Annotated in this window: 18 protein-coding genes; 5 read left to right on the forward strand and 13 right to left on the reverse strand. The window is 58.9% G+C overall.

The features are described from left to right. Positions 1 to 24 precede the first annotated feature (24 nt). The 7 genes from NW808_RS08090 to NW808_RS08120 form a co-directional block, all read right to left on the reverse strand. Positions 25 to 1,752, reverse strand: a complete 1,728-nt coding sequence (locus NW808_RS08090) for an ABC transporter permease (RefSeq protein ID WP_414420859.1) — start codon at positions 1,750 to 1,752, stop codon at positions 25 to 27. A gap of 79 nt (positions 1,753 to 1,831) precedes the next feature. Then, positions 1,832 to 2,626, reverse strand: a complete 795-nt coding sequence (gene cobM, locus NW808_RS08095; protein WP_414420860.1) for a precorrin-4 C(11)-methyltransferase — start codon at positions 2,624 to 2,626, stop codon at positions 1,832 to 1,834. A gap of 46 nt (positions 2,627 to 2,672) precedes the next feature. After that, complete coding sequence (ispD, locus tag NW808_RS08100; RefSeq protein ID WP_414420861.1) at positions 2,673 to 3,380, reverse strand: 2-C-methyl-D-erythritol 4-phosphate cytidylyltransferase; 708 nt, start codon at positions 3,378 to 3,380, stop codon at positions 2,673 to 2,675. A 99-nt stretch (positions 3,381 to 3,479) separates the two neighbouring features. Continuing rightward, entirely contained in the window at positions 3,480 to 4,886 is a 1,407-nt protein-coding gene (locus tag NW808_RS08105) for an ammonium transporter (RefSeq protein ID WP_414420862.1), read from the reverse strand. Between the two features lie 119 nt (positions 4,887 to 5,005). Beyond that, positions 5,006 to 5,344 carry a P-II family nitrogen regulator gene (locus NW808_RS08110; protein WP_414420863.1) on the reverse strand — a complete coding sequence of 113 codons (339 nt, stop codon included), beginning with the start codon at positions 5,342 to 5,344 and terminating at the stop codon, positions 5,006 to 5,008. Between the two features lie 65 nt (positions 5,345 to 5,409). Then, positions 5,410 to 6,834: an IctB family putative bicarbonate transporter gene (locus NW808_RS08115; RefSeq protein WP_414420864.1), complete on the reverse strand. Its 1,425-nt coding sequence runs from the start codon at positions 6,832 to 6,834 to the stop codon at positions 5,410 to 5,412. A gap of 252 nt (positions 6,835 to 7,086) precedes the next feature. Beyond that, the gene (locus tag NW808_RS08120; RefSeq protein ID WP_414420865.1) at positions 7,087 to 7,257 is read right to left on the reverse strand and encodes a hypothetical protein; all 171 of its coding nucleotides are present in this window, start codon (positions 7,255 to 7,257) and stop codon (positions 7,087 to 7,089) included. 258 nt (positions 7,258 to 7,515) lie between these two features. Between NW808_RS08120 and holA the strand changes: the two genes are divergently transcribed. Continuing rightward, on the forward strand, positions 7,516 to 8,493 hold the full coding sequence (gene holA, locus NW808_RS08125) for a DNA polymerase III subunit delta (protein WP_414420866.1): 978 nt from the start codon (positions 7,516 to 7,518) through the stop codon (positions 8,491 to 8,493). Between the two features lie 61 nt (positions 8,494 to 8,554). On the opposite strand, the gene NW808_RS08130 is transcribed toward holA, so the two are convergent. From NW808_RS08130 to NW808_RS08140, 3 genes are all read right to left on the reverse strand, one after another. Next, positions 8,555 to 9,166, reverse strand: coding sequence for a cytochrome c oxidase subunit 3 (locus NW808_RS08130; RefSeq protein ID WP_414410814.1), 612 nt, complete (start codon positions 9,164 to 9,166; stop codon positions 8,555 to 8,557). 128 nt (positions 9,167 to 9,294) lie between these two features. Next, a complete protein-coding gene (gene ctaD, locus NW808_RS08135) occupies positions 9,295 to 11,001 on the reverse strand; it encodes a cytochrome c oxidase subunit I (protein WP_414420867.1) in 1,707 nt (568 codons plus the stop codon). Positions 11,002 to 11,020: 19 nt separating this feature from the next. Beyond that, positions 11,021 to 12,034 carry a cytochrome c oxidase subunit II gene (locus tag NW808_RS08140; protein ID WP_414420868.1) on the reverse strand — a complete coding sequence of 338 codons (1,014 nt, stop codon included), beginning with the start codon at positions 12,032 to 12,034 and terminating at the stop codon, positions 11,021 to 11,023. A gap of 423 nt (positions 12,035 to 12,457) precedes the next feature. On the opposite strand from NW808_RS08140, the gene NW808_RS08145 reads away from it, so the two are divergent. From NW808_RS08145 to NW808_RS08155, 3 genes are all read left to right on the forward strand, one after another. After that, a complete protein-coding gene (locus tag NW808_RS08145) occupies positions 12,458 to 13,507 on the forward strand; it encodes a COX15/CtaA family protein (protein WP_414420869.1) in 1,050 nt (349 codons plus the stop codon). Between the two features lie 4 nt (positions 13,508 to 13,511). Further along, a complete protein-coding gene (locus NW808_RS08150) occupies positions 13,512 to 14,528 on the forward strand; it encodes a heme o synthase (protein ID WP_414420870.1) in 1,017 nt (338 codons plus the stop codon). A 424-nt stretch (positions 14,529 to 14,952) separates the two neighbouring features. Further along, positions 14,953 to 16,206, forward strand: a complete 1,254-nt coding sequence (locus tag NW808_RS08155) for a TolC family protein (protein ID WP_414420871.1) — start codon at positions 14,953 to 14,955, stop codon at positions 16,204 to 16,206. Positions 16,207 to 16,212: 6 nt separating this feature from the next. On the opposite strand, the gene rpsD is transcribed toward NW808_RS08155, so the two are convergent. From rpsD to NW808_RS08170, 3 genes are all read right to left on the reverse strand, one after another. Beyond that, positions 16,213 to 16,824: a 30S ribosomal protein S4 gene (gene rpsD, locus NW808_RS08160; RefSeq protein WP_414395495.1), complete on the reverse strand. Its 612-nt coding sequence runs from the start codon at positions 16,822 to 16,824 to the stop codon at positions 16,213 to 16,215. 109 nt (positions 16,825 to 16,933) lie between these two features. After that, positions 16,934 to 18,070: a GDP-mannose 4,6-dehydratase gene (gene gmd, locus NW808_RS08165; protein WP_414395493.1), complete on the reverse strand. Its 1,137-nt coding sequence runs from the start codon at positions 18,068 to 18,070 to the stop codon at positions 16,934 to 16,936. A gap of 103 nt (positions 18,071 to 18,173) precedes the next feature. Further along, positions 18,174 to 19,538, reverse strand: a complete 1,365-nt coding sequence (locus NW808_RS08170; protein WP_414420872.1) for a nicotinate phosphoribosyltransferase — start codon at positions 19,536 to 19,538, stop codon at positions 18,174 to 18,176. 110 nt (positions 19,539 to 19,648) lie between these two features. On the opposite strand from NW808_RS08170, the gene NW808_RS08175 reads away from it, so the two are divergent. Continuing rightward, positions 19,649 to 20,722 (forward strand): isochorismatase, encoded by a 1,074-nt coding sequence (locus NW808_RS08175; RefSeq protein WP_414420963.1) that lies wholly within the window; start codon positions 19,649 to 19,651, stop codon positions 20,720 to 20,722.

Consider the following 20,722-nt stretch of genomic DNA (forward strand, 5'->3'; position numbering starts at 1 on the left):
GATTGATAAAGAGATTGATAAAGACTAAAGGTGATATTTTTCCTCTGCCAATTGATACAACCGCCGCCAGAAGAGGCGATTGATGCCTACCACAAACAGACTCATCATGCCAATGCCCAAGGTAATGCGGGGCCAATCTCCCCCTGCAGTTGCTTCGGCAATGTAGGTGCCTAGGCCCGTAGCTTTTAGAGTTTTCGCTCCCCAGGTTACAATCTCGGAGACAATGCTGGCATTCCAAGCACCGCCGCTAGCTGTTATTCCTCCAGTGACCCAGGCGGAGAAGATCCCTGGGATGATCAGCTTTTGCCAGAGCTTCCATCCCCGCAGACCCAAATTCATAGCCATTTCTCGCAAATCGGTGGGGATGCTCTGGGCGCCGGCAATGGAGTTAAAGAGAATGTACCACTGCGCTCCCAGAGACATCAGCAAAATGCTGCCCCACTCAATGCTGATCTGGGCGCGGATGAAAAGCAATGTGACAAAGGGAAAAAGAAAATTGGCCGGAAAAGCTGCTAGAAACTGCACCACTGGCTGCAGCAGCTTCGCTAGGCGTGGATTAAAGCCAATGGCCACCCCAATTGGCGTCCAGACCACAGTGGCTAAAGCCAAGAGCACGCTAACCCGCAGCAGCGTGAGGATCCCCAGGCCAAAGACTAGCATCACCTCCCCAAAGCCGACGGTGGTGGATACGAAATAGACAATCCAAACCCCAAGGCCGCCAACAGCCAACCAGGAGAGCCGGGTCAATAGCCGCTCACGGCGCCGCTCAGCCTCGGGGCTGAGGGGATCTCCCCAGCGGGGGCGGGTCAGGTAGGCCAACAGCCGATCCACCCCCTCTGCCAAAGGGGAAAACCCCCTGCCAATTAGCCGCGGGATCCGGGCGGTGGTGAGCAGATCATACAGCCAGGACTCCGGCACAGCCGCCCCGGCGCTCTGTTCCAGGCGAAACTTGTCTGACCAAGCAACCAGAGGCCGCCAGAAGAGCTGATCCACCAGCAGGATCACCACTGCCATGGTTAGGATCGCCCACCCCAGTTTGGGCAAGTCCTCGGCTTGAATGGCGGCTTCCACGTAGGATCCCAGGCCCGGCAGCGTATACTCCTGGTTGAGCACGCTAATGGCCTCGCTAGCGGCCACAAAGAACCACCCCCCGCCAAAGCTCATCATGGCGTTCCAGATGAGACCGACCATTGCCGCCGGCAGCTCCAACTGGGTAAAGCGCTGCCAGCCTGAGAGGCGATACAGGGTAGCAGCTTCCACGAGCTCTTGCGGCAAAGTGCGCAGGGACTGGTAGAAGGAAAAGGTCATGTTCCAGACCTGGCTGGTGAAGATGGCAAAGATAGAAGCCGCCTCCAGTCCCAGCAAGCTGCCAGGAAAAAGGGCAATGAAGCCAGTGACAGTAATGGAGAGGAACCCCAACACCGGCACTGATTGCAGGATGTCTAGCAAGGGGATCAAAATTCGCTCTGCCCAGCGACTTTTCGCAGCTACGTACCCGTAGATCAGGGTGAAAAGAGTGGAGAAGGCGAGGGCAATGAACATGCGCAAGGTGGAGCGGGCGGCATAGTAGGGCAGCTTGCGCGGATCCAAGTCGATTCGGGGCACCACAGCTGGCGGCTGAAACTGCTCAAAAGCCCCTGCCCCCACCTGGGCCACTACCGCCAGGAGAACCAACGTGCCGAGAATGATGGCTCCATCGGCAGCCCCTGCTGGCAGCCGTCGAAGCACCTCCGGCGAAGGAAAAGTCCGCATCTCCCTCGAGGCAGCCTACGCCCGCACCCAGTGTACACCTTCCCGCCTAGCCAGAGCGGGAAGCTACCTGACTGGGAGTCTAGTGGCGAAGCTTGGGGCGGAAGAGGTGGGCGTGGTCAGGGCTGTAGAGCCGCGAGCGAGCCGAGCCACCTCCTGCCAGGCCCCGCAGCACTGGGCTGATGAGATAGAGCACCGTGCGCTCTAGGCCAGCTTGGCGGCTAAGGGCAGCCATCTCCGCCAGGGATCCCAGCCAGATCTGCTCGTCCGGCCACCCCAAACGGTAGCAGATGGCAACGGGGGTATCGGCGGGATAGTGGGCTAGGAGATCCGCCTGGGCCCGTTCCACGTGGCGGGCGCTCAGGTACAGACACAAAGAGGCGCGGTGAGCCGCTAGACTGGCTAAAGCTTCTGCTTCCGGCACGCGCGTCCGGCCGCTGGCACGGGTGAGAATGATGGTCTGCACCAGTTCCGGCACCGTCAGCTCTACCCCTAGACGAGCCGCTGCTAGCTGAAAGGCGCTCACCCCCGGCACGATCTCAAAGGGGATCCCTGCCTCAGCCAACCGAACCAGCAGCTCGTGTAGAGCGCCGTAAAGACAGGGATCCCCATCCTGCAGCCGCACCACCCGCAGCCCTGCCTTGACCCGTTCCACAATTTGCGGCAGCAACGTCTCTAGGGTAAGGGAGCGCGTGTCGATGGCCTCAACCCCAGGGCGACAGTGGGCTAGCATTCCCTCTGGCACCAAAGATCCGGCGTAGAAGACTACATCTGCTTGCGAGAGGACTCTCTGGCCGCGCAGGGTTATGAGCTCTGGATCCCCGGGGCCAGCGCCAACAATGTGGACAGGCCAGTAGGGCGAAGGTGACTTGGGCATTGACTCTCTTTCTTTACTCTCGCAGCGTGCCTCCTAACAGTAGGAGCTAGGGGGCTGGGACGAGACGCTGCTGGAGGATTTGGGCTGCCAGCAGCATATCCAAGGGAGTGGTCAGCTTGAGATTGGACTCCTCCCCTTCCACGATGTAAACCGGCCAACCCAGCTTCTCGAATAGAGCCGCATCATCAGTTACCTGCCAACCTTGGGCCAGGGCCTCCCGATGGGCTTGCCACAGCAACGGCAGGCGAAAGCCCTGGGGCGTTTGCGCTGCCCACAGTCGACTGCGCTCTGGCGTCGCTTGGATTTGGATCCCCTTGGGGCCGCTCTCGGTCACTTTAATCGTGTCTTTGACAGGGATCGCCGCAACCAAGCCATCCACCTGCTGTAGGGCAGCGCTGCAGCGATCAAAGAGCGCCGGCGTAGCCAGGCAGCGGGCTCCATCGTGGATCAGCAGCCGTTCTACCGTTCCCAGGCTATAGAGATACTCAACTCCCCTGTAAACCGACTCCTGCCGCGTGGCCCCTCCCACCAGAAGCTGTACTGGCTTGGCCGGAGCAACTGCCGCTACGATGGCCTCGATGGCTGGCCAGTCGTGGGGCTGGCAGAGAATGCCAATCCACTCAATGGAGCAGGCCCGAGCTGCAGCTTCCAGCGTCCAAGCCAAAATTGGCCGGCCCAAAAGCGGCAACAGCAGCTTGTTGACTGTCGCCCCCATCCGCTTGCCACTGCCGGCCGCCGGGATCAAGAGGTGCATGAAGTTGCAAGAACATCGAGCCGCCTTCCAGTTTAAAGCAAGGGGGGGCCTCCCTTGGCCCCCTTCAGGATTGCCGGCACAGCAACCCTCGGCCCCGCCTCAAGGCTGCTCCAAATTGGCTGCAGCGCTTACAAAATCCGGGTAGGCCACGTTACCGTGCTCGCCCACATCCAAGCCGGCCAGCTCCTCTTCGGCACTGGTGCGCAGGCCAACGGTTGCCTTGAGGATCAAAAACAGGATCAAGCAGGTGATAAAGGGCCAAAAGAAATAGGCTAGAGCCCCCACGACCTGCACCCCAAATTGCGCCCAGGTCACTCCTGACTCGGCATGGGCAAACCAAGGGATCCCTGCCGCCAACAGCCCCCAGAGGCCACAGGTAGCGTGTACTGAAATGGCGCCCACCGGGTCGTCAACTTTCAGCACCGTATCCAAGATCACCACCGAGATCACCACCAGAATCCCGGCAACCGACCCAATGATCAAAGCTCCCAGCGGGTGGACGGTGTTGCAAGGAGCGGTGATCCCTACCAAGCCAGCCAGCACGCCGTTAGCGGCAAAGGTCATGTCTGGCTTGCCAAAATGCACCCAGCAGGTGATCATCGCGCCAATGGCTCCTGCCGAAGCTGCCAGCAGCGTGTTCATAGCAATCCAGCCAACATCAGGGCTGGCAGCGGTGGTCGAGCCAGCGTTGAATCCAATCCAACCAAAGGTGAGGATGAACACCCCCAGCATCCCCAGGGGCAGGTTGTGCCCAGGAATTGCCCGCGGCTCCCCGTCAGGGCCATACTTGCCAATGCGAGGGCCAACCACCATTGCCCCGGCCAATGCGGCAGCGCCTCCCACCAGGTGCACCACCCCTGACCCGGCAAAGTCGATAAAGCCCAGGTTTTCCAACCAGCCCTTGGTGCCGCCGTTGTAGTCGCCGAACAGGCCATTCCAGGCCCAGCTCCCCGAGATGGGGTAGATCAGCCCAGAGATGACGACAGAGTAGATGAGGTAGGCCACGAACTTGGTGCGCTCCGCCATGGCCCCGGAAACGATGGTGGCAGAGGAGGCGGCAAAGACCATCTGAAAGACGAAGAACGTAAAAGGCCAGTCCCCTGCTTCGTGGGCTTGCTGCCAGCTAAAAGCAAACCAGCTCCTGCCGAAGAAGCCGCCACTCTGGCCAAACATCAGGCCAAACCCAATGAACCAGAAGGCGCAGCAGCCCATGCAGAAGTCCATTAGGTTTTTCATCATGATGTTGGCAGCATTTTTGGAGCGGGTAAAGCCCGTCTCCACCATGGCAAAGCCAGCTTGCATGAAGAACACTAAGGCTGCCCCCACCAGTGTCCAGATGGTGTTGGCGTTTTTCTGGACAGCTTCGGCCTCCTGAGCGAAGGCGCTCTCCTGACCAAGTAGAAAAACCAGGGAAATCGTCAGCGCAGCAGCTAAGCCCCACTGGGCTGGTCGCCAGAGCCGCTGCACTACTTGGCCTTTGAGCCTTTGGATCATCATTGTAGACATGTTTTTCGACTCACCTAGCAAGACGGTACTTTTGGCAACGCCATTACAACAAAAAGATACGCCCTGCCACCTCCCAAGCCAAGATGAGGCTGAGGTGAGAGACTGCAAAAACAGCTCCTTCACAGGGCGTCTTGGTTCATTTCACCGGTGCGGATGCGGATGGTTTTCTCGACAGGGCTGATGAAAATCTTGCCGTCCCCAATTTCGCCCGTGCGAGCTGCTGCAATTAGCTTCTCCACCACCGTATCCACCAGGTCATCCTCGACCACGATCTCCACCTTTAGCTTCTGCAGGAACTCGACGGTGTACTCGGATCCCCGATAGCGCTCAGTCTGTCCTTTCTGCCGACCAAACCCCCGCACCTCGGTTACGGTCATGCCGACAATTCCGGCATTAACCAGGGCTATCTTCACCTCATCAAGCTTGAAGGGCCGAATGATAGCTTCAATCTTCTTCATTTGCTTTCTCTGCCCCAGATAGCTCGGCTCACTTCTAGCATCGCTATCCCCCGCAAGTTGTAACTTCAGATACAGTCTTGGGACGGCGAGAGGAGCTTCCCTCTGGGACTATTAGACGAAGGCTGAGTCCTGGAGGAAGCCAGCTTGGCTGTAACGAGAGCCACCGCCAGCCACCACAGCATCTGCACCTGAGGGCGGTACCAGATGGTGTCCACCAGCCCGTGGGCCATCATGCCAGTGCAAGCCGCTAAGCCTGCGGCCACCCACAGGCCCTCGGGATCCCGGGAGCTAAGCAACCTGTTCCAGCATCTCCAGCCGTGATCCCAGAGCACCAGCAAAAACCAGGCAAAAGCCAGGGATCCAAGCAAGCCAGTCTCCACGGTAAGTTGCAGCGGCACGGAATAGGCCCCGAGGGCGCTGAAGTTGCCCCGCTGGTAAAGGGGATAGACGCGGCTAAAGGCAACATTGCCGGGGCCGATCCCCAAGATGGGAAAGTCGCGGATCATGTCCAACACTGCCGCCCAGACGTTGAGACGAAAATTGTTGCTGGTATCCAGCCTTCCCCAAAAGAGACTCCGAACCCTTAGCCGCAGGGGGCGTACCGTCAAGATCGCAAGCAGCAGCGCAGCTGCGCCCCCTCCCAACAAGGTCGGCACTGTCCATCGTCGCCAGCGGGCCGGCAGGCGGGGGGTGTGCCATTGCGCCAGCAGCACCGCCATCATTCCCAGCGCTGCTAGGCCGCCAATCCAGGCGCCGCGACTGTAGGTCAGGACCAAGCAGAGGAGGTTGACGGCTGTTGTAAAACCAACTAGGAGCTTTACTCCCCAGCCTGGCCAGAGGAAAACTGCGGCTAGACCTAGAGGAACAAGCGGAACCAGGTAGCCCCCATACAGATTGGGGTTGCGCAGATAGCTGTACACCCGCGTCAGGCCCGCCAAGCCTGACTCCGGATCTACCCAGGTGGCCAGTTCTGCTGCCCCGTAAAAGTACTGCCGCAGGCCATAGACCCCCATCGCCAAGCTGACCAAAAGCAGGGATCCGACAATCCAATCCCGGAACTGGGGCTTGCGCAGCAGACGATGCAACAACAAATAGCCGGCTAGGTAAAGTGTCAGTTTCAGCCAGCCCTTCAGTGCTGCGTAGGAAACCGGGGAGAGAATGGTTGCCAAGGTGGCAATTCCCCAGAAAAGGCCCAGGGGCAGGTGCAGCGGCAGACCCATCGGCATTTCCACCAAAGCGCCCAGGCCCACCAGAGCGGCCATGGCCAGCAAAATTAGCCCCAGGATGCCAGTGGAGCTCTGCGCAGAAAAGACCCAGTAGAGCAGCACCAAGCCCAAGCCAATCCAGTCGGAGGTTTGTACAAGTAGGCTACTCTTGCCCCAACTCCGTAGGGAGCCCGACAAACGACCCAAGAAGCTGCCCTGCCACCAGGACTCGATAGGGAAATCCCGCAGTAGAAAACCCTGCCAAGCTCGCTTTGCTCGATCCATAGCTCCCTGCTGTGTTGAGCAGGTAGGCACCCCTACCCCAAGTTTTGTTCCGAGTTTATAGCTCCGGGAGTTGGGACTGGGAAGCTGAGTGCTAGATCTTGCTCCTAGAACTTTAGGAAACCAAGCAGTATGGGGTGCGCGCTAGACCAAGCAGGAAGTGGCTTCTGGAGCTACTACCGCCTCCCTCTGTGAAAGGGCGATCTGCCGCTTAGACAGGGGAGACTACGGGCTGAAGCTGCGATCCCTTCACTTTTAGGTAACCAGGAAACCAACTCCAGCCTCCAGCTTACCTTCATTCAATTGCTCTCGGTAGAGATCGCGATAGTGGATCTGAACGCGAAGAGGCCTGCCTAGCCCCAAAGCAGATCCCAGGCAGCGGGCCAAAACCTGTACCTTAAACTCCAGATCACCAGTGTTTTTCATCGCCCTCGACACACTCCTGCGGCCTCAATTTAGTATGAGGACCTTTGAGATTTCCTCAGTGGGAACACAGAATTTGCTGCTTTACAGAAATGGCTGGCACAGCCTACTTATACGCATGTTGCATCGACGAGAATGTAGCATTAGCTACTCTTTCCTAAAGATAGGGGTGAGTTCTACTCATTCCCAAACTTGGACAAGCTCCCCCCATCGAATGCAGGCTGTCGGTTAGGTTGAACACAGGCGTGGAAATCTGCGGGCATGCCCGTTTACCTTTACTGGGGGGATGACAGCTATCGCTTGATGCAGGCGGTGCAAGCGCTGCGCGATCAAGTGCTGGATCCCAACTGGGCAGCCTTTAACTACGATCGCCTGCCTCCGGAAGCCACGCTTGCTGGGTTTAACCAGGCCATGACGCCGCCTCTGGGATCCAATGCCCGCTTGGTTTGGCTGGAAGAGACAACGCTTACCCAGCATTGCCCGGAAGAGCTATCCAAAGAACTGGAGCGGACGTTAGCCTATTTGCCTCCCACCACCCATTTGCTCTTGACCACTAGCAGCAAGCCGGATGGGCGGCTCAAATCTACCCAGCTCCTAAAAAAAGTGGCCATTGTCCGCGAGTTTTCCCAACTGGCCCCCTGGGATGAAGAGGGCATTCTCAAGCAGGTACACAGCGAGGCCCAGCAGCGGGATCTCAAGCTCAGCCCAGAGGCAGCCCAGAAGTTAGCTGAGGCGGTGGGCAACGATAGTCGCCGATTGGCAATGGAATTGGAAAAGCTGGCTTTGTTTACGGCAGGCCAACGGGATCCCATCTCCCCTGAGCAAATCGAGGCCCTGGTTCCTGCTAGCGCCTACAACAGCTTTCAACTGGCCGCCTCCCTGCGCCAGGGCAACTTGGATCGGGCCCTGCAGATCCTGACCCATCTGCTGGATTCCAACGAGCCAGCCCTGAAGATTCTAGCGGTTTTGGTGGGCCAATTCCGCACCTGGCTGTGGGTGCGGCTGCTGCTTGAAGAAGGAGAACGGGATCCCAAAGTCATCGCCCAAAAAGCAGAGATCGCCAATCCCAACCGGGTTTACTTCTTACAGAAAGAGGTGGGATCCCTAAAAAGCTCGGCGCTGCTGGGGGTGATGGAGCAACTTTTACAACTGGAATATCAGCTCAAGCAAGGTCAGCCAGAGCGAGAAGTGTTTCAAGAGGCTCTGATTCAGATCGTGGCTATTCTCCAGAAATCTTGAACTTCTCCGCCCTTGTTGCTCAGTCTAGGGACAGTTCTGACAATTCTCTGAGCTTCGGTACTCAAAGCAGATAGAGCAGGATAAATAGCACAATCCACACCCCATCCACAAAGTGCCAATAGATCTCAGCGGCCTCGACGCCAAAGTGATGTTGGGCACTGTAGTGCCCTGGCTTCAGGGAGCGCCAAAGCACCGCCAAAATAAACAGCAACCCTGCTGCCACGTGCAGCCCGTGAAACCCGGTCAAGACATAGAAGGTGCTGGCAAACAAATTGGTGGTGAGGCCAAACTCCAGGTGGCTGTACTCGTAGAGCTGCCCAGCCAGGAAGATGGCACCCATCAGGGCAGTGAGAGTAAACCACAGTCTCAGGCCCTTGACATCATCGGCCTTGATGGCCAACCCGGCTTTGTGAATAACCAAGCTGCTGGATAGCAAAATCACCGTGTTGATGCTGGGCAAAAGCAACTCCAACTCCGGCGTCCCTTCCGGTGGCCAGACTGGGGCGGTAAGGCTGTAGGCCAAGTAGGCCATGAACAGGCCCAAGAATAGACAGCCTTCCGCTACCAGGAACATCAATAGACCAAAAACGCGATGATCTGGGTGCTCAGCATGAGCGGCGTGAGCCTGAGGGTGACCGAGCATCACAGCATCAGAACTGAGGGATCCTTGCATATTCTTGCCCAATCAAACCGTTCGCGTTAGCGGGACGTAGTCCTTTTCTTGAATTCCTCCCAAGACCATGGGGGCAGGCCAGCCGAGATCAAGACAGGAATAGGGATACCCAGCCAGCAAGCCACTGGCTAAGAAGAGGTAGTCTCCGCTTCTGCCAACGCCAGCTCCCGCAAGCTCTTCAACTGGGCAGCAAAGTAATCCAGGGTTTCCTTGCTGTGCAGGCCGTAGTCGTAGGGACCAGTCAGCAGAATGGGATCCCCGTAGAAGTTGTGGGGGGGCGGTGGGGAAGAGGTCGTCCACTCCAGCGTCAAGGCCTGCCAGGGGTTGTCTCCGGCCTTGGGACCGGCCACCCAGGAGTAGATGGCGTTAACCAAGAAGGGCAGCGTGGAAATGGCAAGAATAAAGGCCCCCACGGAGCTAATCCAGTTGAGGTCGGCAAATTGGGGATCGTACTGGGCCACGCGGCGGGGCATCCCCATCAGGCCCAGCTTGTGCATTGGCAAAAAGCACATGTTGAAGCCGACAAAGGTTAGCGCAAAATGCACCCGCCCCCAAAACTCGTTCAGCAGCCGCCCGGTCATCTTGGGGAACCAGTGGTAGATGCCGGCATAGATCCCGAACACGCTGCCACCAAACAACACGTAGTGCAGGTGGGCCACCACAAAGTAGGTATCGTGGACGTGAATATCCAGGGGCACTGAAGCGAGGATAATGCCGCTCAACCCCCCAATGACAAACATCGAGATAAAGCCAAGGCCAAACAGCATGGCCGACCGGAAGTGGATTTTGCCGCCCCACAGAGTGGCTAGCCAGCTAAACACCTTGATCCCCGTGGGAACAGCAACGGACATAGTAGCAATCATGAAGAACACCCGCATCCAGTCCGGGGTGCCGCTGGTAAACATGTGGTGCGCCCAGACGATCAACCCCAAAAAGCAAATAGCCAAGCTGGAATAGGCGATGGCCTTGTAGGCAAAGATAGGTCTGCGGGCATGCACCGGCAAAATCTCGGAGATGATACCGAAGACCGGCAAGATCATGATGTAAACCGCCGGGTGGGAGTAAAACCAGAACATGTGCTGGTACACCACCGGATCCCCGCCACCGCTGGGGTTAAAAAAGGACGTGCCCGCCAACAGGTCAAAACTCAGCAAGATCAACGCGCCGGCCAAAACTGGTGTTGCAATGAGGGTGAGAACAGACGCTGCTAGCATGGCCCAGCAAAACAGCGGCATGTCCTGCATCCTCATGCCGGGCATGCGCATTTTCAGGATGGTGGTGATGAAGTTAACTGCGCCTAGGATTGAAGACGTCCCCGCCAGCAAGATACTCAGGATCCAGAGCTCTTCCCCCACCTTGCCGCTAACTAAACTCAGAGGCGGGTAGGAAGTCCAGCCAGCAGATGGGGGTTCTAGAAACAAGCTAGCCAAGAGCAAGATCCCAGTAGGCGGAACCAGCCAAAAGGCCACTGCATTGAGCTTGGGAAAGGCCATGTCCCGCGCCCCAATCATCAGCGGCACGAGGTAATTGCCGAAGCCCCCCACCAAAGCCGGCACAATCCACAAAAAGATCATGATCGTGGCGTGCAGGGTAAAGGCGCCATTGTACCGCTCAAAGCCAAGAAAGTCCGCCTCTGGGGTAGCCAGCTCGGCTCGTACTGCTACAGCCAGCGCTCCCCCCACCAAGTAGAAGAAAAAGGTGGTCACCAAATACTGGATCCCGATGACCTTGTGATCCGTAGAGAAGGTAAAGAAGCGCCACCAAGGTTCTGCAGGCGGATCCAGGCTGCCCCTGGGGGCAGCAACGAGGCTAGGATTGTCCTGTAGCTGAGTCATGGCAAAAAAGCTCCTAGTTTCAGCCTGTTCCCGTTCGCGTCAGCGGGACGGAGTCCTTGTGGAGTTTGAGAGAGGTCAAATCCGCAGGCGAGACCCCCAAACGCTGGTGGTGGACTTGGGCAAAAGCCGAAGCAGCCGCAGGGGAATCAGCCGGAGGGTGATGGTGAGTGGGGGGAGAATCTGCAGCAAGAGCTAGGGCACTGCTATCGCCGCGAGCGGCTAAAAGTTGCTCCTGCTGCCAGCGCTCGAAGTCTTCTGGTCTTTCCACAATCAATTGCGTAGCCATCACCCCGTGGTAGGGGCCGCACAGCTCCGCACAAATGATGGGGTAAGTCCCCAACTGGGTAGGCACAAACTCCAGGTGGGTCTCTCGGCCTGGAATGAGATCCTGCTTTAGGCGAAATTGCGGCACCCAGAAGGCATGGTTGACATCAAGGGCCGTCATATTCAAGCGCACCCGCCTGTTGAGGGGAAGGTGCAGCTCACTAGTCACCAAGCCCGATTCATAGGTAAACAGCCAACCGTATTGCATGCCCTGCACCTGAACGACCAGATCCGGCTGGCCCATCTCTTTCCCAGGTAGCACCACAGGGGTATAGGCATAGCCCGGCTCCCCTGCCTTGGCTTCCTCGGAAGAGCCCATCCCCATGGCCGTGTGCATATGCCCGCCCACATTGGTGCCTCCGTAAATAGCCTGGTAGACATCTATGCTGGCTAGGCCCAACCAAAGGATGATCAGAGCCGGCACTGCTGTCCACACGATCTCCAACAGCACATTGCCGTGACTGGGATCCCCGTCGCCGTGCTCCCCCCGTCGCTTGCGGTAGCGGATGACACAGTAGAGGAGCACCCCTTCCACCACTAGAAAGATGCCGGTGGCGATGGTGATGGTGCTGTTGAAGAGGCTATCGAAGAGGGGAGCTGAGTTGGCTGCCGCTTCGGGGAGGAGATGGTGATTCTGGCCATACCAGAGGCTGGCTAGGGCTAACAGAACCCCAATCCCCACCAAAAGGATATTTTTGAGGGCACTCACAGCTGCTTTTCCCCCTGCTACTGCCTGCCCACTCCAGCAGATTCTGTCAGCAGAGCCAGAGCAGGCTTGTACTCATTTCCATTCAACTTGCAGGAGCTGGAGAGAAGGGTCTGTCCTTAGGGATCTTTTCGGGATCTCGGTCGGAGCGCCGGATCCCTAGCTTCACAGCGGCCGTCTACTGAGGAAGCGTAGCTCAGCACAAAGAAATTCTTAAAAAGCCTTCGCCAACCGCAAAGCCGCATTTAGAATCCGTTGCAGAAAGACCTCCCCTCTGCCTCTGAGTGGCTACTAACCCAGCTAGTGGGCAGCTAGATAGGCTGAATTCGGTAACTGAAATTACCATTGGCTGTTGGTCTTGACTTTTTAGTGCAGAGTGTTGACCTCTCTAGAGGCAGATCTGATTGAAGTATTTTTTCAGCTGCAATGGACCCCTCAATTCCTCGATCTCACCTCCTCTCTTCTTGTCCCGTTCGCGCCAGCGGGCCGGAGGCCTTTCCCTTGCCAGGGAGGGAGCTTTCTCTGCGCATGGGGCGAGCTCTGCTGGGTCTAGCAGCGGCCACTTGGCTGTTGATGGGGCTAGGCAGTGCCACTCGAGTCATGAATGCTGGACTTGCCTGTCCAGACTGGCCTCTCTGCTATGGGGAGCTGCTGCCCACCGAGCAGATGAACCTGCAAGTGTTTCTGGAGTGGTTTCACCGCCTGGTGGCTGCCGGTGTGGGCTTGGCCACGCTGGTGCTAGTGGGGTTTGCCTGGCTGAAGCGCAAGGCCTTGCCCAATTGGCTGCCCTGGGGTCTGAGCTGGGCTTTTGTCTTGGTCGTGACCCAAGGGATCCTGGGCGGGCTGACAGTGACGGAGCTGTTGCGTTTTGACATTGTGACGGCTCACCTGGGCACAGGCCTGCTATTTTTTGCCACGCTGCTCACCCTCGGGTTGCTCGTTTTGCCGCGCTTTGCTTCTTCCATTCGCGCTACTCGGCCGGAGGCCTTGGAGGGGAGAGCTGCAGTTGGCTATTTGCCTTGGCTGGGTTTGGTGGCGGTGTTGCTGGTGTATGTCCAGAGTCTTTTGGGGGCCTTGGTGGCCTCGCGATGGGCTCTGCACCAGTGCTTGGCTGCGGGCGAGTTGTGTGGGGTCATGAACAGCCACTTGCTGGGAGTAGCTCCAGCCACGCTAGCGGTGGTGGGGGTGGCGGCGGCCACAGGTCGGCGGCGGGTCTCAAAGATTCTCAAGCTGCTGGGCTATGGGTCGGTGGGGCTTTTGCTCGCCCAGGTGGGGGTTGGTGTTCTCACCTATCGCTACCGGCTGCAGGTGGAGCCCTTGACAGTAGCCCACCAGATGGTTGGGGCAGCTTTGCTGGGGTGTTTGCTGGGCTTTACGGTGCTGGCCTGGCGCCTGCGCAACAGTGCCCCTAGGCAGGGAGAAGACAGGGCTGGCACTCAGCCAGGGGCTGCGGCTGTAGCAATGACTGGTGAGTAGTTCCATGGCAGAGATCCTTCAAAGCTACCGCCCAGCCGCTTGCCAAAACGCCACGCCAGGGGCTAGTCAGTGCCCAAGCCTAGGCCAACTTTTGCGCAGCTATAGCCAGTTGGTGAAGCCGAAGATCATCGCCTTGCTGTTGGTGACCACGGCTGGCGCCATGTGGATGGCAGGCAATACGGATCCGTTCAAGTTTGGCGTCACCCTCCTAGGGGGTGGGATGGCGGCAGCAGCAGCCAATGTCCTCAACATGGTGTACGACGCCGATATCGACCGGCTGATGGAGCGAACCTGCCACCGTCCTCTGCCTGCTGGCCGCATTCAGGCGCGCCACGCTCTGGTGTTTGCCGGGATCCTTGCTCTGGTCTCCTTCAGCTTACTGGCCTATTTCACCAACCTCCTAGCCGCTGGTCTGGCCATGGCAGGGATCCTAGTGTACGTAGGGGTCTATACCCACTGGCTGAAGCGCTCCAGCCCCCAGAACATCGTGATCGGCGGAGCTGCGGGGGCGATCCCACCTTTGGTGGGGTGGGCAGCAGCTACGGGCAAGCTGAGCTGGGCCGCCTGGGTGATGTTTGCCATCATCTTTCTGTGGACCCCGCCCCACTTCTGGGCTTTGGCGATTTTAAAGCGAGAAGACTATGCCCGCGCCGGCGTGCCCATGCTGCCGGTGGTAGCAGGAGAAGGGCCAACTGCCGCTCAAATTCTTCTCTACGCGCTGCTGGTGGTTCCGGTTAGTTTGTTGTTGGTCTACCCCTTGCACGTACTGGGATCCTTGTACCTAAGCGCGGCAGTGCTGCTGGGATCCCTTTTGGTTTGGAAAGCCATGCAGCTGTTGCGGAGGCCGCAGGATCGGGAGCGGGCAGCCTCTCTCTTCACCTTTGCCAACCTCTACTTGCTGCTGTTGTGCGGCGCCATGGGCTTGGACAGGTGGTCGTTGACCCACGCCCTCTGGGAGCAAGCCCTTGCCTCCCTCCAGGGGATCTATGCCCCTCTAGTGCGCTGGCCGGCCAGCTTGTAGAAGGGGGATCCCTGGGTTGACAACTCACCGATTACCCTAGTTGGCTCAGCCGGCAGCATTGCGGGGCTTGCGAAAAACTGTTCTGTTGCCCACCCTTTTTTTGCGATACTGCTTGCTACGGGTGGGTATGTTTGAGAGCAACAGCACGATAGCGATGCAGCCTCTGGTCAAAGGGCGGCCTCAACGTCTTCGAGGCCAGCCAAGCTTAGCAGGGTTCCACCTCTCCTGGGGCCTCCTAGTCAACTTGCTCTGGGCTCTGCCTGCCCTTGCCCAAGCGGAAGTGCCTGACTCTGCCCCCTCCCTCCTCTTAGATAGCCGAGCCATCCGCACTCCCAACCTGCCTCCCACCCTCTCTGTTCCTCCCGGAGCCCGCCCTGCTACTCCCCCCCCAGTCCCGCAGGGGGCCACCAGAGCGGAAGAATTAGTGGCGCCTCAATCCCCTTTGGAGGTGCGTATTGAGCGGAGGGAGGGCCTATCTCTCCAAGAGGCGCTGGAGATTGCCGTTGCCCAAAACCCGGCAGTACAGCAAGCAAGGCTAGCCGTCAAACGGGCTGAAGCCGGCGTGGCCTTGGCGCAAGCAGCCTTTGCCCCTACCCTCTCCACGCGCGTCAACTACCAGTACAGCGAACCTCCTGCCCCCGGCAGCGGGCCCAGCCGCCCATCCCATACCCTCTCGGCCAGCGTGTTGCGGCTAGACTACACAGCCTTCGACAACGGGGTCAGGGCGCAAAACCTGAAGCTTGCTGAGGAAGCTCTGCGCGTTGCCCAACTGCAGCTCGAGCAAACCCTGCAGACAGTGAAACAAGCGGTGGCCAACGCCTACTACGACCTGCAGAGCGCTGATGCCCGCGTGGCCATTAGCCAGGCTGCGGTTGCTAGTTCTGAAGCCACCCTGCGGGATGCCCAAGCCCGCGAACGGGCCGGTGTGGGTACCCGCTTCGAGATCCTCCAGGCAGAGACTGAATTGGCCAACAACCGACAAGCCCTGCTGGCAGCCCAAAACGACCAACAACTGAGTCGTCGCCGCCTGGCCGAACTGCTGAACTTTCCCAGTCCCACCGATGTGCTGGCTGAAGAGCCTGTCGAGCCGATGGGAGAGTGGGATCTGAGCCTAGAGGAAACCATTGTTGCTGCCTTTGCCAAGCGTCAAGAGCTGGAGCGCCAGCGCCGAGAGCTGGAGCAAGCCCAAGCTCGGCTGCGCCTAGCCCAAGCCAGCAACGGTCCCCAAATTAGTTTGTTCGCCAGTCTCGACGCGGCAAACGATTTTAGGGCCGACCGCAACAGTTTCGATGTCGGCTATTCGGTTGGCGCTAACTTTAACTTGACCTGGTTTGATGGGGGAAGGGCGGAGGCCCAGGCTCGCCAAGCCGAGATCGACAGGCAGGCGGCTGTGAGCAATTTCGTTGGCACTCGGAATGAAATTCAACGCAGCGTAGAAGAGGCCTTCCTCACCCTCAGCTCTAGCCGGGAACGGATTGAGACGGCCAAAGTGGCAATCGCCTCGGCAGAAGAAAGTTTGCGGCTAGCACGGCTGCGCCTTCAGGCTGGTGTAGGCACACAGACAGAGGTGATCAACGCCGAGGCCGCCCTCACGACTGCTCGGGGCAATCTTGCCAATGCGGTGATTGCCTACAACCGTGCTCTGACCCAGCTGCGGCGGGCCATCGGCAGCCTCTAGGGATCCCTAGAGCTTGCGGGAGTAGTACTCAACTACCAACAGCTCGTTGACGGGCGCGCAGATTTGCTCGCGCGAAGGCAGATCCTTAATGCGGCCGCGCAGCTTCTCCTTGTCAAACTCCAGGTAATCCGGCAAAAACAGCCCTGGGTACTCGGCGTAGGCAGCCACCAGCCTGCGGGAGGACTCCTTGTTCCTAACTGTAATCACATCGCCCACCTTGCACTCATAGCTGGGAATGGTTACCTTGCGGCCGTTAACTTCAATGTGGCCGTGGGTCACCAACTGCCGCGCCGCCGGAATCGTCGGGGCCATGCCAAGGCGAAACACAATGCAGTCCAGACGCATCTCTAGAAGCTGCAGCAGAGCTAGCCCCGTAGATCCCTTGGAGCGGCGTGCCTTGCGCATGTAGCGGATCATCTGCCGCTCGCTTACCCCGTAGTTAAAGCGGACTTTTTGCTTTTCTTCTAGGCGGATGGCGTATTCAGACTTTTTCTTGCGCTCCGCCCCATGCACACCTGGGGGGTTGGTGTTTTTGGGGCGCTTGCGAGTCAGGCCAGGCAGGTCAAGCCCTCCGAAACGGCGAATGATCCTCAAGCGGGGTCCTGTGTAGCGAGACATGCAGGCTTTCTCCAAAAGCAGCAGATAAAAGTTAAGTGAAGCGCCAAAAAATTGGCGATCTCCTATGTTAAGCTCTCAGCCCCTTTTTAGGGCAAGGGAGCCGCTGCCATCAGTCGCGGCGAAGCTTCAATTGGGTGCGGATGAAGGCGCGATCCTCGCTGAGCAGGCCGTTGAGGGTGCGCCGCTCCCCCAAGATGGGATCCGGATCCAAGCCAATGGCCTCTAGATCTGCCAGCACCATCAGCTCCACCAGTTGGGCAAAGGTTACCTTGGGCTGCCACCCCAGCACCCGCTTGGCCTTGGAGGCGTCCCCCAAGAGCAGATCCACCTCCGTTGGGCGGTAGTAGCGGGGATCGATCTCAATGAGCACGCGATCCTTGTAGACTCCCTGTTCTTCCAGTCCGGATCCCCGCCAGGTAATGGGCATGCCCACCAAAGCAAAAGCCCGTTCTGCAAACTCCCGCACGCTGTGGGTTTCGCCAGTAGCCAGCACGTAGTCATCTGGCTGGGGCTGCTGCAGCATCATCCACATTCCCTCGACGTAGTCTTTGGCGTAGCCCCAGTCCCGCTTGGCATCTAGGTTGCCTAGATAAAGCTTGTCCTGCTTGCCGGCTACAATACGGCTGACGGCACGAGTGATCTTGCGAGTAACAAAGGTCTCGCCTCGCCGCGGGCTTTCGTGGTTAAACAAAATGCCGTTGCAAGCAAAGAGGTTGTAGGCTTCGCGGTAGTTGACCGTCTGCCAGTAGGCGTAGACCTTAGCACAGGCGTAGGGACTGCGGGGATAGAAGGGGGTGGTCTCTTTTTGCGGGATCTCCTGCACCAGACCAAACATCTCCGAGGAGCCGGCCTGGTAAAACTTCACCCGGATCCCAGTGCGCTGTTGGTAGTCGCGGATGGCCTCCAGGAGGCGTAGGGTGCCCATGGCTACTGAATCAACAGTATATTCCGGGGCATCGAAACTCACCCGCACGTGGGATTGGGCCCCCAGGTTGTACACCTCCGTCGGCTGCACCTGCTCCAAGATCCTGCGCAGGGTGGTGCCATCGGTGAGATCCCCGTAGTGGAGAAACAGCCTAGCCGTGGGATCGTGGGCGTCCACGTAGAGGTGGTCAATACGGTCGGTATTGAAGGTGCTGGCCCGGCGGATAATGCCGTGGACTTCGTAGCCTTTTTGCAACAACAGCTCGGCCAGGTAGGAGCCATCCTGGCCAGTAATGCCAGTAATCAAGGCACGTTGGGTCATGGGGTTAGCACCCGTAGGACAGCAAATTGCCCAGCTTAAAACCTAGAGCTGCAGCTCCTAAGGCAAAAATTATAAGGCACGCCTCCTCTAGGGGAACTAACGCCTAGGAAGAGCCAAGCTGACGCTCTTTAACCTGCTGCAGGGCTGGGCTCAGGGCCACCGGCCACGGATCCGGCTGGCGCAGTTGCCGCACCCCTGGCGGTAAGCGCAGCACCGAGGCGCGGCTAGTGCGGGCGATGGCTTCTAGATCAGGCAGAGGCTCCAGCAGCACGCCCCGGCGCATGATCTGGCGCAGCAGCGGTTCGTAGCCAGGGGGTGAGGTCTCGTCAGCGTGGCCGAGCAAGTCTCCCTCTGGGCCGCGGAAGATTTGCTTACGTCCTGGCAGGGTGGCTTTGGCAAAGGAGGCCTTAGCCACGGGAATCCCGTTGATCTCCACCAATTTGTACACTCCGTTCACCCCCTCGCCGGTAACCAGGCGGGTGCCAACCCCATAGCCGCTAATCGGTGCCTGGGAGCGGTGCAACCGCTCGATCTCGTATTCATCCAGATCGCCACTGACAAATACCGGCGCCCCCTGGGGCAGGATGGCCTTGACCTGGCGGGAGAGGACTTCCAGATCTCCGGAGTCGATACGCACGCCACCAATTTCGCCTCGGGATCCCAGTTGATCCGGCTGGGTGGCTGCAAAGAGCTGGGCGGCGGTGCGCGCCCCTTGGATGGGATCGTAGGTGTCAATCAGCAGAACCGCTTGGGGAAAGTAGCGCCGGAAAGCTTGAAAGGCGCGGGTCTCATCTCCCCCCGAGAGGGCGGCAATGGCCATCACGAGAGAATGGGCCATCGTGCCCGCTGGCTTGCGTCTCAATTTCAGGGCTGCCAAGACATTGGAGGTGGCATTGAACCCCGCCGCCAGAGCTGCCCGCGCTGCCCACAGGCCTGCTTGGGGGCTGAAGGCCCGCCGTGTGCCAAACTCCAGCAAAATGGCCTCATCTCCAGCAGCATCGCGCATGCGGGCCGCCTTGGTGGCAATTAGGGTTTGGTAGTTGAAGGTCGTCAGCAGATAGGTTTCCACCAGTTGCGCTTGCCAGAGAGGAGCCTCCACCCGCAGCAGGGGCTCGTTGGCAAAGACGGCTGTTCCCTCGGGTACCGCCCACACATCCCCCTCAAAGCGGCAGCTAGCCAGCAGCTCCCAAAAGCGTTGCGGTGCCTCGGCAAAAATGCCCGTCTCCTGTAGTGCCTGCAGGGCTTCCGGCGGAAAGTGCAACTGCTGTAGGTATTCCACCGCTTGGGCTAGCCCCATGGCGATGAGGTAGCCATAGTCCGTGGGCAAGCGCCGCACAAATAGCTCAAAGGCCGCTGGCTGATTCTCCAGGCCCTCCCCCACGTAGCAGGCGGCCATGGTGAACTGGTAGAGATCTGTCAGCAGGCCATAGTCTTGAGGCTGTAGGGGGGAAAAGTCTGGGCTGACCATGGAACCCTCAAGCAAGCCAGGGAGGCAGCATGCAAAAAGCGGTTGCCCAAGTTGGAGCTACCATGGTAGCAAGTTCAGCCTGCCAGGGATCCCTAGAAACGGGAAGCGCCATGGACACCTCTGCGCCGCAGTTGACAACTCCGGTGCCGTCACCTCTGCCTCTCCCCTCCCACTTTGATCCCGGGCGGGTGGGGGAAATTTGGCGGGTGTCCTACCAACAGCGGGCGCTGGAGGCGGAGCAGTGGGCCCGGGAGTACCGCATCCCACCAGCGGCAGCAGATCGAGTACGGGTGGGCCTGTTGCTGATTGATGTGCAAAACACCTTCTGCATTCCTGGCTTTGAGCTGTTTGTGGGGGGGCCCAGCGGCCTGGGGGCCGTGGAGGACAATCGCCGCCTGTGCGAGTTTATCTATCGCAACCTGGCCCACATCACTCAGATCGTGGCCACCTTGGACACCCACACCGCTATGCAGATCTTCCACCCCATCTTTTGGGTGGATGCCCAGGGATCCCACCCCGAGCCAGCTACAGCCATCTCGGCAGATGAGATCCGCTCGGGCCGCTGGCAAGTCAACCCTGCCATGGCCGCCAACCTCACCCAGGGGGATCTGAGGCGGCTGCAGGCCTATGTCCTCCACTATGCTGAGCAACTGGAGAAAGGGGGAAAATATCCCCTCGTGGTCTGGCCCTACCATTCCATGCTTGGCGGGATTGGCCATGCGCTGGTGCCGGCAGTAGAAGAGGCAATCTTTTTCCACGCCATTGCCCGCTGCAGCCAGCCCCGCTTAGAGCTCAAGGGATCCAACCCTTTGACGGAAAATTACTCTGCCCTCAGCCCGGAGGTCTTGACAGGGCCGGAGGGGGATCCCATCGATGAGAAAAATGCATCCCTTATCCACCACCTCCTGGAATTTGACGCCCTGATTGTCGCTGGCCAAGCCAAAAGCCACTGCGTCGCCTGGACGGTGAGCGACTTGCTGCAGGAGATCCAAGCTAGGGATCCCAGCCTGGCCAAGAAGGTCTACCTTCTGGAAGATTGCACCTCGCCGGTAGTGATCCCTGGCTTGGTCGATTTTAGTGAACAGGCGGAGGCAGCCTTTGCCCGCTTTGCTGCAGCGGGGATGCGGCGAGTGCGCTCTACCGAGCCCCTCTGGAGTTGGCCTGACTTTCCCCGGCCTCTTTAG

The organism is Synechococcus sp. W70.1 (genome assembly GCF_047461515.1).
GTDB lineage: Bacteria > Cyanobacteriota > Cyanobacteriia > Thermostichales > Thermostichaceae > Thermostichus.